The organism is Elusimicrobiota bacterium (genome assembly GCA_016788905.1).
Classification (GTDB): domain Bacteria; phylum Elusimicrobiota; class Elusimicrobia; order FEN-1173; family FEN-1173; genus JADKHR01.
Genome location: JAEURZ010000009.1, coordinates 1 through 12460, shown reverse-complemented (window position 1 = coordinate 12460; position 12460 = coordinate 1). Strand labels below are relative to the sequence as shown.

Annotated in this window: 11 protein-coding genes and 1 tRNA gene; 8 read left to right on the top strand and 4 right to left on the bottom strand. The window is 54.3% G+C overall.

From position 1 onward, the window contains the following. The first annotated feature begins 2 nt into the window (after positions 1-2). Complete coding sequence (locus JNK54_05210) at positions 3-1076, top strand: PAS domain-containing protein (protein ID MBL8023664.1); 1074 nt, start codon at positions 3-5, stop codon at positions 1074-1076. A gap of 55 nt (positions 1077-1131) precedes the next feature. On the opposite strand, the gene carB is transcribed toward JNK54_05210, so the two are convergent. The 4 genes from carB to JNK54_05190 form a co-directional block, all read right to left on the bottom strand. Continuing rightward, the gene (carB, locus tag JNK54_05205) at positions 1132-4422 is read right to left on the bottom strand and encodes a carbamoyl-phosphate synthase large subunit (GenBank protein MBL8023663.1); all 3291 of its coding nucleotides are present in this window, start codon (positions 4420-4422) and stop codon (positions 1132-1134) included. 140 nt (positions 4423-4562) lie between these two features. Further along, positions 4563-5714, bottom strand: coding sequence for a glutamine-hydrolyzing carbamoyl-phosphate synthase small subunit (gene carA / locus JNK54_05200; protein MBL8023662.1), 1152 nt, complete (start codon positions 5712-5714; stop codon positions 4563-4565). Beyond that, complete coding sequence (locus JNK54_05195; protein MBL8023661.1) at positions 5711-7000, bottom strand: adenylosuccinate synthase; 1290 nt, start codon at positions 6998-7000, stop codon at positions 5711-5713. The genes carA and JNK54_05195 overlap by 4 nt, the downstream gene beginning before the upstream one ends. Before the next feature lie 156 nt (positions 7001-7156). Further along, positions 7157-8791 (bottom strand): FAD-dependent thymidylate synthase, encoded by a 1635-nt coding sequence (locus JNK54_05190; GenBank protein ID MBL8023660.1) that lies wholly within the window; start codon positions 8789-8791, stop codon positions 7157-7159. A 151-nt stretch (positions 8792-8942) separates the two neighbouring features. Between JNK54_05190 and rpsP the strand changes: the two genes are divergently transcribed. The 7 genes from rpsP (at position 8943) to JNK54_05155 (ending at position 11932) form a co-directional block, all read left to right on the top strand. Next, entirely contained in the window at positions 8943-9197 is a 255-nt protein-coding gene (gene rpsP, locus JNK54_05185; GenBank protein ID MBL8023659.1) for a 30S ribosomal protein S16, read from the top strand. Between the two features lie 10 nt (positions 9198-9207). Beyond that, complete coding sequence (locus JNK54_05180) at positions 9208-9444, top strand: KH domain-containing protein (GenBank protein MBL8023658.1); 237 nt, start codon at positions 9208-9210, stop codon at positions 9442-9444. Positions 9445-9459: 15 nt separating this feature from the next. Then, on the top strand, positions 9460-10218 hold the full coding sequence (gene trmD / locus JNK54_05175; protein ID MBL8023657.1) for a tRNA (guanosine(37)-N1)-methyltransferase TrmD: 759 nt from the start codon (positions 9460-9462) through the stop codon (positions 10216-10218). A 7-nt stretch (positions 10219-10225) separates the two neighbouring features. After that, positions 10226-10633 (top strand): 50S ribosomal protein L19, encoded by a 408-nt coding sequence (gene rplS, locus JNK54_05170; protein MBL8023656.1) that lies wholly within the window; start codon positions 10226-10228, stop codon positions 10631-10633. Positions 10634-10659: 26 nt separating this feature from the next. Beyond that, positions 10660-11304, top strand: a complete 645-nt coding sequence (locus tag JNK54_05165) for a ribonuclease HII (GenBank protein MBL8023655.1) — start codon at positions 10660-10662, stop codon at positions 11302-11304. Beyond that, complete coding sequence (locus JNK54_05160) at positions 11297-11707, top strand: YraN family protein (protein MBL8023654.1); 411 nt, start codon at positions 11297-11299, stop codon at positions 11705-11707. Before JNK54_05165 ends, JNK54_05160 begins: the two co-directional genes overlap by 8 nt. Positions 11708-11842: 135 nt before the next feature. Beyond that, positions 11843-11932 (top strand) — tRNA-Ser (locus JNK54_05155). Positions 11933-12460 lie beyond the last annotated feature (528 nt).

Genomic DNA, 12460 nt, shown 5'->3' with positions numbered 1-12460 from the left:
TGGTGTTCGAACCCATCCGCCCCGGACTCCACCAAACGCCTCCCGACTATTTAAAAAGCCTGCTGGACTCGCTCAACGACGGGGTCCTCGCGGTGGATAAGGATCGACGCATTGTGTTGGCGAACCTCGCCGTGGGACCCCTTCTCAACCGCTCCTTGACGGAGGCCCTAGGGAACCCCCTGTGGGAGGTCCTCCGTCACTGGGAATTAGGCGTCCTTCTCGACCGAACCCTCTTGAAGGGAACCGCGGAAAAGAAAGAATTGTCCTTCGGCCCTGGACCGGAACGACTTTTTGAGGTTCGTTCGGCCCCGATCCGATCGGAAGAAAATTTCAGTGGGGCTCTTCTCACTTTCCACGACATCACTCCGCTCCGTCGATTGGAAAACCTCCGCAAGGAATTTGTCGCTAACGTCTCTCACGAATTAAAAACGCCCCTGACCGCTTTGCGTGCGGCCCTGGAAACATTGTTGGAGGGCGCGATGGAAGACCCTGAACACGCTCGCGATTTCCTTCAAACCGCCCAAGATCAAACAGAACGGCTCCAACGTTTAATCGAGGATCTCTTGAACCTCGCGCGGCTGGAACAACCGGCCAGCTCTTCCCCCCGATCCCCCTGTCCTTTGCAGGAGGTGGTGACTCGGGTTTTTAAAGCGTTCCAACCGCTCGCAAAGAAAAACCACGTCTCGCTTGATCTGCAACTTCCCGAAGCCCCCTTGTTTCTCTCTTTAGAGCCCGACGCCCTCACCCAAATTCTCTTTAATCTTTTGGACAACGCCATTAAATTTAACCGGGTCGATGGACAAGTTTCTGTTCGGGCGAAAAGAGATGGGGGGATGGGGATCCTTGAGGTGGAAGACACGGGGGTGGGGATATCCAGGGAAGACCAACCCCGAATCTTTGAACGATTTTATCGGACGGACAAAGCCCGCACCACAGACCGAGGCGGAACGGGACTGGGGCTTTCCATTGTGAAACACCTGGTTGAAAACGGCGGGGGAACCATATCGGTCTCCAGCACGTCAACCCAAGGAAGCCTTTTCACAGTTCACTTCCCACTCGATAGGAAACACCCCTAAACTTAAGTTTTCCGTTCCATGCTGGGAAGACAATACCCCGCGGTGGGTAAAAAGCTTAGGCTTGGCTGGATTTATAGAGCTCTTGGAGGGAGCGGGCTTCCCAGCGGCGCTCTCTTGACTGCTGGAGTCCCTCCACCACAGCGCGAGCCGCGGCGTGGGTGGTGATGATGGGCACGTTTGACAAGAGTGCTGTGCGGCGGATATGGAACCCATCGGAGCGAGACCGGTGGCCGTGGGGAGTATTCAAAACCAACACCACTTCCCGGTTCTTAATGACGTCCAAGACATTGGGACGACCTTCCGCGATTTTTTTAACGGTCTCGATGTTCAAGCCGTTCTTCCGTAAAAAGTCCGAAGTGCCCTGGGTTCCCATCAGTCCGTAACCCATTTTTTCAAACGCCCGGGCGATGGGAAGAGCTTGTTCCCGATCCCGTTCCCGCAAACTGAATAAAATGGTCCCTTTTTTGGGCAACGCACCGCCGGCCGCCGCTTGAGATTTCCCAAACGCCGTGCCGTAATCCACATCGATGCCCATCACTTCACCCGTGGACCGCATTTCGGGGCCCAACACCACATCCACTTCCGGAAAACGCATCCAGGGAAACACGACTTCTTTGACGGAAAACCAAGGCTTCTTTTTTTCGATCACCCCCTTCCAAGGTTCCAAAACTTCTTTCAAGGATTTCCCCACCATCACCATGGCGGCCACCTTCGCCAAGGGAACCCCCGTGGCCTTCGACACGAAGGGGATGGTCCGGCTGGCCCGTGGGTTAGCCTCCAACACGTACACCGTCCCGTTTTGGACAGCGTATTGAATATTAATCAATCCCTTCACCTGAAGAGCCACCGCCATTTTGGTGGTGTAGAGAGTCAACGCTTCCAAAACCTGTGGTTCCAAGCTATGGGGAGGCAAAACGCATGCCGAATCACCGGAATGGACACCCGCTTCTTCGATATGCTCCATAATTCCGGCGATAAAAACCTCTTTCCCGTCACAGACGGCGTCCACGTCCACTTCCTTGGCGTCTTCCAGAAACCGATCCAAGAGGATAGGGAGACCCGCGCCAGAATCCAGTGCCCGCCGCATGTAATCGACCAACTGTTCCTTGTCAAAAACAACTTCCATGGCCCGACCACCCAACACATAGGAAGGCCGAACCATGACCGGATACCCCACCTTTTCAGCGGCCGCTTCGGCTTCCTTCAAATTCCGGGCCGTGCCGTGGGCGGGATGGGGGATTTCCAATTTCGTCAGCAATTCGCCGAACCGTTCCCGGTCTTCCGCGATATCGATAGAATCGGCGGACGTTCCCAATATTTTCACTCCCGCTTTCAGGAGTGGTTTCGCCAAATTCAGCGGCGTTTGGCCACCGAACTGGGGAATGACACCCTTGGCCTTCGTCCGTTCCACCACATTCACCACATCTTCCAGCGTCAGAGGTTCAAAAAAGAGCTGGTCAGAAGTGTCGTAGTCTGTGGAAACCGTCTCCGGGTTACAGTTCACCATAATGGTCTCGTAGCCACATTCCTTAATGGCCCAAGCCGCGTGCACACAACAGTAATCGAACTCGATCCCTTGACCGATGCGGTTGGGCCCACCCCCCAAGACGATCACACGCTCTTTCTTGGACAAAGGAAGCGATTCGTCCTCTTCTTCGTAAGTCGAATAAAAGTAAGGGGTGTCCGCAGGGAACTCCGCCGCACACGTATCCACCCTCTTAAAAGTCACCGGCAGGTGTTTCTTACGGGTTTTAGCCACCGCCTCGGGTTTTAGACCCGTTAAATAGGAAATTTGAATATCCGAAAAACCGTCCCGTTTAGCCCGACGGAGAAGGTCCACAGACAAATTTTTCCCCTCCGCCCGAATTTCCTTCTCTAATTCCCAAATCATCCCAATCTGATGCACGAACCAGGGATCAATTCCCGAAAGCCGGCAAATATCTTCCACCGTGAGTCCCAGTTGAAAAGCGTATTTGATATTAAAAATGCGATCGCAATTGGGCACGCGCAATTTGTGTTCCACATCTTCCAACAATTTTTTCCGTTCCGGGTCATCCCCGTCTACTGGACCGCGCTGAACAATAGCGTCCACCGCGGGGACGATGGATTTTCCGTCCGCCCCGAGACCCGATCGGCCGATTTCCAGACCGCGTAAAGCTTTTTGAAGCGATTCCCGAAAAGTGCGCCCAATGGCCATCACTTCTCCAACGGATTTCATGCTGGTGTTCAGTGTCTGATCGGCTTCCGTGAACTTCTCAAACGCAAACCGGGGAATTTTGGTGACCACATAATCGATGACGGGTTCAAAACAGGCAGGAGTCTTCTTGGTGATATCGTTAGGAATTTCGTCCAACGTATACCCCACGGCCAGAAGCGCCGCGATTTTGGCGATCGGGAATCCCGTGGCTTTGGACGCCAAGGCCGACGAGCGGGACACGCGGGGGTTCATTTCAATAATCACTGTCCGGCCGGTTTTGGGGTCCACAGCGAACTGAACGTTCGACCCCCCCGTTTCCACCCCAATGGCGCGGATGCAGGCAAAAGCTTGGTCCCGCAGTTTTTGATAGTCAGGGTCAGAGAGCGTTTGCACCGGAGCCACGGTGATGGAGTCTCCCGTATGAACCCCCATGGCGTCCACATTTTCAATGGAACAAATGACCACACATTGGTCGGCCCGGTCTCGCATGACCTCCAACTCGTATTCTTTCCACCCGATCACACTTTCCTCAAGCAAAATCTCATGAATAGGACTCGCGTCCAAACCGCGGTGAGCGGCGGCCAAAAATTCTTCCCGCGTGTAAACAATCGCGGACCCGATTCCCCCTAACGTGAACGAGGCGCGAATAATGAGAGGAAACCCGATTTCCTCCGCAATCCGTTCCGCGTCGGCCAGCGACCGTGCCACCCCACTCCGCGGAACATCCAATCCAATACCGATCATGGTTTTTTTAAACAGCTCTCGGTCTTCGGCTTTTTTAATGGCCTCCACTTTCGCACCGATCAATTCGACCCCGTATTTCACCAAACTGCCTCGCTCATGAAGAGCCACAGCCAAATTAAGTGCCGTTTGGCCTCCCAAGGTGGGCAGGATCACTTCGGGTTTTTCCTTTTCAATAATACGTTCAATCATCGAGGGAATTAAGGGTTCCACATAAGTGGCGTCAGCAAATTCCGGATCCGTCATGATGGTCGCGGGATTCGAATTGATCAACACCACTCGATAGCCTTCATTCTTCAGAGCCTTGACCGCCTGAGCACCGGAATAGTCGAATTCACAAGCTTGCCCGATAACAATGGGGCCAGAACCAATGATAAGGATGGTTTTAATATCTGTTCGTTTGGGCATATGGGTAGTCCGTTTTTAAAAAATACGACACCGAAACGCAATGTCGTTGCGACACCTCTTGAACCAACTGAACGGCGAAATCCAAACCCAGGTTCACTTCGGCAGTCCCCCGAGGTCCAACCCCGCGCCAGTTTCCAATCCTATTTAGACTCCCGCTTATTCATCAGTCCCAAAAACCGCTCGAACAGGTAGTGGGCATCGTGGGGTCCGGGGCACGCCTCGGGGTGATATTGAACGGAAAACATGGGGAGGGTTTTGTGTCGCAACCCTTCCAACGTTTGGTCGTTCAAGTTGATATGAGTCAGTTCGACAGGTTTTCCTTTAAACGAATCCCCATCCACGGCGAACCCGTGGTTTTGGGTGGTCACCTCCACCTTTCCGGTGGTCAAATCTTTTACCGGATGGTTGGCCCCACGATGGCCAAACTTTAACTTGTAGGTTTTCCCGCCAAGAGCCAAGCCCAACAACTGATGGCCCAGGCAAATGCCGAAAACAGGGACAGGGTTGACCGTGGTCGTGTTGTGATTCACAATGGCCCGAATCGTATTGATCGCGTAGGTGACCGCGGCCGGGTCCCCCGGCCCATTGGACAACATGATTCCGTCGGGTTTATGCAGCAATAAATCCTCCAACGACGTCCGCGCGGGAAAGACCATCACATCGCATCCCAACGCCGCCAGGGAATTCATGATGTTGTTCTTCGCCCCAAAATCCATCACGGCCACTTTCTTGCCCTCCCCCGCACGCGGGGCAGGCGTTCCGGTCGGAGGGACAGCGAGCGGGGCGGGAACCCACGCATACCGCGCCTGACACGAAACCTCTTTCACCAAATCCGTTCCCGCCATCTCCATTTGATTTTTGGCCCGATCCACAAGCGTTTTGGGATCCACGTTCTCTGTGGAAATAATTCCCCGGCAAACCCCCAGGTCCCGCAAATGGCGAACCAAGGCACGGGTATCAATCCCGTGAAGACCGACCACCCCGTTCTGTTTCATATAGTCTTCGATCGACGCCACGGATTTCCAGTGACTCGCGACAGGGCTAAACTCCCGGGCCACATACCCGGCCACGTGAGGTTTCTTGGATTCGTCAAAATCCGGCGACGTACCGTAGTTGCCCACATGAGGATAGGTCATCACGACTATTTGTCGTTGGTAGGAGGGGTCTGTCATAATTTCTTGATACCCCGTCATGGATGTACAAAAAACCACCTCACCCGCGGTTTCCCCCGTTGCGCCAAAGGCCTCTCCCTCAAAAACTCGGCCGGTTTCTAACGCGAGAACGGCTTTCATGGGATCCACCGGAAGGATTTATCCAAAAGGATCGTTTCTTCCCGACTTCGTCCCATGGAGATCATGGCCATAGGAACACCCACTTCTTGCTCGAGAAACCGGCAATATTTTTTGGCGGGATCCGGAAGGTCTTTGTAACGGGTGATTCCTTTCACAGCGCCCTTAAAACCCGGGAGCTCTTTGTAGACAGGGGTAGCCTCCGCCTGCCCTCGGCGTGAGGCGGGAAAATCTCGCACCAGCTTACCGTTCACGCGATAAGCCACGCACACCCGAATGGGATCGATTCCTTCCAGAACGTCGAGTTTCGTGAGGGCAAGCCGGGTCAACCCGTTAATCCGGACCGCGTGGCGAACCACAACCGCGTCGAACCAACCGCAACGCCGAGGACGACCCGTCGTCGCACCGAACTCTTGGCCCCGGGCCCGCAACGTGTCCCCAAAGGCGTCTTTCAGCTCGGTGGGGAAAGGCCCGTCACCCACGCGTGTCGTATACGCTTTCACCACACCCAAAACCTCGTCAATGGCGGCGGGCCCCACACCGGACCCCACGCACGCGGCCCCCGCGATAGGATTCGACGAAGTCACGAAAGGATACGTTCCAAAATCCACATCCAGCATCGTCCCCTGAGCCCCTTCAAACAAAATATTTTTCCCTGCGGCCAAGGCTTTTTGCAACAAGGCGGGCGTATCGGCCATCAGGGGCTCGAAAAAACGTCGCAACCCATCGTATCCTTTGAAGGTCTCTTTGCGAAGGTCTTTCAGAGAAATGAGACGAGTGAGTAGAGGGGACTTCGCGCTGAGATTGATCTCCACAAGTTCTTTAAACACCACGGGATCCATGAAATCCGCGAGACGAACACCCACTCGGCCCACCTTATCCGAATAAGCGGGCCCGATCCCCCGTTTGGTTGTCCCTATTTTCCCTTGACCGGACTCTCGCAAGGCGTCGAGGTACCGATGATACGGCAAAATCAAGTGAGCCCAGGCGCTGATGGAGAGGCGTCCCTTCACACGAATCTTCCGAGAAGCTAAAAACCGCGCTTCTTCCCGCAAGGCCCAGGGATCCATGACCACCCCATTGGCGATCACACAGTGGCGACCCGGCTGAAGAATCCCTGAGGGAATTTGATGGAGGATGAATTTTTTTCCGTCAAAGACAACCGTATGTCCCGCGTTGTTCCCCCCCTGGTAACGAACAATAATGTCCGCCTTTTTTCCCAAAAGATGAACGATTTTGCCTTTGCCTTCATCGCCCCATTGGGCCCCAACAACAATCAGTGTTGACATGGTATTTTCCCTTTATTCATAGAGGTTCGAAAAACCGAGCCGGACATATCTTCCCATTTCCTGAAAAATCTCTCTACCCTTGTAATGCCCCCCACCCTCACCCCATCCCTCTCCCGCGAGCGGGAGAGGGTGGCCGTAGGCCGGGAGAGGTTTTTTTTAAATAAGTCGCTCGTAATCTTCCACTTTGTTTTTCCAGACCACAACACCGCAAAAACGGTCCCCTTCCGGACAAAAGGGGCGGGTGGAGGAAACCGACCGGAGCTGGCACGGCGCACCCAAATGGGCCGCCACCCGAGGAGCGATGTGCTGAACTTGAAGCACTTCTTCTTGGCTGGTCTTCCATATTTCTTCCTGGGCCGTGTAGCACAAGCGTTTGGTCCATTTGTGGTGAAAATTCAACAAATCGCCGGATTCGTCAAACCGAACACTGACGGCGTTTGGCAAAAGATAGAGGGCAAATTCTTCGGGAACCCCATCGTTCATCAGTCGCTCAATCTGGCCCCACAAAGCCGTGAGCGTGGTATCATAAAATTCTTTGGCTTCGGGGGTTTGTCGGATTAAAAGAGGCGTGATGTAGTCCGGCTGATCCGGCACAAAATGGCCCGACAAGACGGGTCGAGACGCCGGCGTCATCCGATGGCGTTGGTCCTGGCTATCCGCCGTATGGGAAATTTTTTTGGCAAAGGTAAAGTGCATATGGGACAGAGTCCGGCACAGCTTCGAGTGCGTTCCCAGATTGAGAGATTCCCCCAAGTAACGGTTCCGTGCCGGATTTAAAACTCGGTCGATGGCGTCCTCATCGGACATCATGGATTGGGGCACGCCAAACACCGAGCGCACCGCCTGGGCCAAGACTTTTTCTCCGTGAACTTTATAATCCACGAGACAGGAACTGCGCCGCTTAAGACGAGCGTCAAATTCCTTTATGAATTCCCGCGCCGGCTTGGTTTTCCCATGGAACTCCCGGTGGGCCCGATATTCCGGTGTGCTTTCCAAAGGCAGGGGATCTTCCATGCGATCTGTAAAAAGGGGGTCCACTTCCCGGACAGCCGCAATCATCTTGTCCACCACGATCCGTTGTTCCCAAGGGGTATCAAAACTTTGGCAAAGCCGATGGTAGCGGTGAAGCGTCAATCCGCTCACCGTGTGATAAAGATGGGCCTGGGTCGCCACGGGCAAAACGTAGCGGGCCACTTCTTGGGATTTACGTTGCACAAATTTGGCCCAGGGCTTTTGGTCTGGATTCCGAAGCGGAAAAATCTTTTTGTATTCGGCGCGAACCGAGGGAAGAAGAATCTCGGTCAACCGTCCATAGGCCTCCATTAGATTTCCGGCGGCTTCACGAAAAAGGGTAAGGGCCGGTTCCTTGAGAGGAGGGAGGGTGAGTCGATCGGGGCCCACGGTCACGTAACGTTGGCTCACCTGCTCACTGTTATAGAACGGGTGACTGTGAAGAAAGGACCAAATAAAATGCCGGGAAACATTTTCAAGAACGAACTGGAAACTGGAATGTTGCAGGGTCGTGTGGTGCCCGGCCTTATAAATACTGACCGCGATGGCGTCCCGTTGGGCCCGTGATTTGCTATCTTTATCAACATGTTCAGGCAAAACCACTGATGCCGAGTAACAGGTTCGTGCTGTGGCCACAGCGTTGTTAAAGGGATCTTTAAAGGAATTGATTAACTGAACCTTGGGCCCCGAAAAACGAGAAGGAAGCCCGTCAGGGACAGGGCCAGGGGATGGCGTGGAGGCTTCGGAAGCCCCCGTGAGGGTCACACGTTCATCTGGCATGGGATAGGACCCCAACCGAGGAAGCTTCCGAGGTTGAAGCTGGAGGCCATTTTATTAAATAGCGCCATGGGCGTCAATTAAATTTCCAATGTTCTTGACAGCGAGCGGCCATTAGGTTAAAATGAGCCGCTCATTTATCGAGGAGAAAACAATGGTTCGTTTACGTATGCAGCGGGTGGGACGCCCGAAAGCGCCTCATTTTCGTATTGTAGCGGTGGACAGCCGGAAGGCTCGCGACGCCGCTAGTTTGGAAATTATTGGTCATTATCACCCGACCGATAAAACCAACAAGGTCACGGTTGACGCTGAACGCCTGAAATATTGGTTGAGTCAAGGCGCTCAGGCCTCCGACACCCTTCGCACGGCCCTAAAAACAGCCGGCGCGTGGGTGGCTTCCAGTAACTAATTCTTTCGCTGTGCCTTCCCCGGTCGAGTTGGTCTCTTCCATCATTAAGAATTTGGTGGACCAACCCGAAAAAGTGGATGTCCGTTGGTTGGAAACAGAGAAAACAGTGGAAGTGAACGTTTGCCCAGAAGACCGTGGTAAAGTGATTGGTCGCCGCGGGAAGACCATCGATTCCTTGCGGATTCTCGCCAGCGCTGCCTTTGCCACGGGCAGTGAACGGATCGACGTCAAGCTACGCGAAGAATAGACGGGGAACGCCTCCATGGCGCTCCGTATTGACGTTTTAACGCTGTTCCCCCGAATGTTTGACGGGGTGTTCAGTGAAAGTTTGCTGGGAAAGGCCACTCAGCGCGGGCTGGTAGATCTCCGAGTTTTGGATATCCGAGGTTTTTCCACGGACAAGCACCATACCGCTGACGACCGATCCTACGGCGGGGGCCCCGGAATGGTCCTGAAAGCAGAACCATTGCTTGGTGCGCTGAAAGCGGTGGGGGCGGGGACGCCGTTACGGGGTCCCGGGTCCCGAAAAAACCAACGTCGGCCTTTTGTTATCTATCTTTCCCCCCAGGGGCGGCCTTTTTCTCAATCTCTGGCCGACACGTTGGTGAAGAAGAAACGCTTGGTCCTCATTGCAGGGCATTACGAGGGGATCGACGAACGAATTTTTGATTGGGTAGATTCAGAAGTCTCCGTTGGCGAAGCGGTGCTGACGGGGGGAGAGATCCCCGCCATGGCGGTGGTGGACGCTGTGGTCCGAAAGGTTCCTGGTGTTGTAAAAGAAACTGATTCTTTGAAATGGGACTCTTTTGCCCCCGGATGGGAAGGCCAGTTGGATTGCCCCCATTTCACACGGCCCGCTGAGTGGCGCGGTCGCCGGGTGCCAGATGTTCTCCTGGAAGGGAATCACAAAAAGATCCAAGCGTGGCGGTCCGCGGCGTCCCAAAGCGCCACGAGAAAAAAGCGGCCCGATTTGATTCAAACATTGACGACCCGCCGTGGGCGGGGCACCGTTAAAAAGTGAGCGTGTTATGAATACCATTATCGACAAAGTTGAAAGCGCTTTTTTAAAAAAAGATCCCGGTCAGTTCCGTCCGGGTGACGTGGTTCGCGTGGACGTGGAAATCATTGAAGGGGAATCCCGCCGTATTCAAGCCTTTGAAGGCGTTGTGATCCGTCAACGAGGCCACGGCATTGCCAACACATTCACCGTTCGAAAAATTTCTTTCGGGGTGGGAGTCGAACGCACGTTCCCCCTCCACAGCCCGCGCATCCAGGGAATCAAAGTCCTTCGGTCCGGGAAAGTCCGTCGATCAAAGCTCTATTATCTCCGTGAATTGTCAGGGAAAGCCGCTCGAATTGAAGAGGTCAAACCCGTGGGGGCCTCCAAAAAGAAGGCCGTCAACGAACCCAAAGAGGCCGCCCCCGCTTCCCTCTAACCCAAAAAGATTGATATGATCCGGCTATGCCGGAAGCCCTTTTTGCGTTTGACAAGTCATGGCGCGAAAAGGGCTTTTTTATTTTGGCGGGGGTGGATGAAGCGGGCCGGGGCCCTTGGGCCGGACCGGTGGCCGCGGCGGCCGTTGTTTTAAGTCCTGAGTCCCATTGGCCGGATCTGAACGACAGCAAGAAACTATCCCCCGATGTCCGAGAAAAACTGTTCGATAAAATTCGTCAGCAGGCCCTCTACTTTTCCGTTCAATTGGTTTTTCCAGACGTGATTGATAAAATCAACATCCTCCAGGCCACCTTTCAAGCCATGACTCATGCCGTCAAAGACTTGGGCGTCACCCCGGCTCTTGTTTTGGTGGATGGAAACCGCCGCATCCCCCAGATCCCCGCCCGAAGTCAACAAACTGTTGTTGGTGGGGATGGCAAAAGTGCATCCATCGCCGCCGCCAGTGTATTGGCCAAGGTGACCCGTGATCATTGGATGATAGAGGCCCATCAAAAATTTCCCCAGTATAACTTCGCCAACAACAAAGGCTACGGAACTCCCGACCACGCCGCCGCCCTGCGGCGCTACGGTCCTTCGCCCCTCCACCGGAAGAGTTACGCCCCCGTAAGGGCGGCCCTGGCCCCGGAACTCCCCTTCGAACCGGTTGCTTAACTTTCTTCGAAATCGTCTTCACCCCCAGGGATCCCCGCACCGATCCTTCACTCAAGCCCAAGGGCAAGATGCGGAAGAGTTGGCTCTACGCCATCTGGAGAAAAAAGGCTATCGCTTGGTGGAAAAGAATTTCACTACACGGCTGGGCGAAATCGATTTGATCATGGAGAAAAAGGATACCCTGGTTTTTGTAGAAGTGCGGGAAAGGAAATCCAACGCTTACGGAACCCCCGCGGAAACCGTCACGACCCGCAAACAAGCCCGCATCGCCAAAGCTGCCCTGATGTTCGTTAAAGCCCATTTTCTCAATAATCGAAATTTACGGTTTGACATTGTTTCCGTTCAAAATGGTATGGTAACCCACCTAGAAAACGCCTTCGTCCCCTCCGGCTATACGCTCTAGATCCTGACCGCAGAGGTTTTCCAGCAAAAAACCCAATCAATAAGGTAAAATGACCCGTCTTGAACAGTGGGATTTATGGGTTGGGATGGTCAACAGATCCAAACTCAAGACGGCTATTCAATGAGTGTCCATTTTGGAAGGGTGCGAGAGCGGCTGAATCGGCACGACTGGAAATCGTGTAGGGTCGCAAGATCCTCGAGGGTTCAAATCCCTCCCCTTCCGCCATTTCTGAAAGTATCGAACCGAGGTGGGAGGCTCATTGGTGCGAAGCCGATGGGCTTTTTTGTTGGGCCGGAGGGGGAATCCGAAGCGGGGCGATGCGCTCCAATGGGTCCGGAAAACGAAGCCATGACGGACGGGGCCGCTCCACCCTCCGCGCTCCGGATGGGAAGAAGGCCCCCCGCGTTTGTCATTCGTTCATCGTCGGAAAAATGCTTAAATCCTGGGCTGTCGGAGGAAGAGGACTCCGTTGTCGGCGGCTCCAAATATTGCCCATAGGCGTAGTCCACTCGCACCTCCTTTTTCGAATAATGGATCCGCTCGATCCCTTTCCGCATCGCATAGACTTTTTCGATCCCAAAACCGCGCGCGCACCCCTAAAGGGGGTACCCCACTCCCTTCCCACTCCCTCGCCCCGGCGGGGCAAGGGACTCCCTTGTAAGGTTCCCATCCCCCTTGTCCCACACCCCTTCCCGGCGGGAAGGGGAGAATCGCCAAATTCCAAGGATCAAATTCTTCTTCGCGCCCGAATTC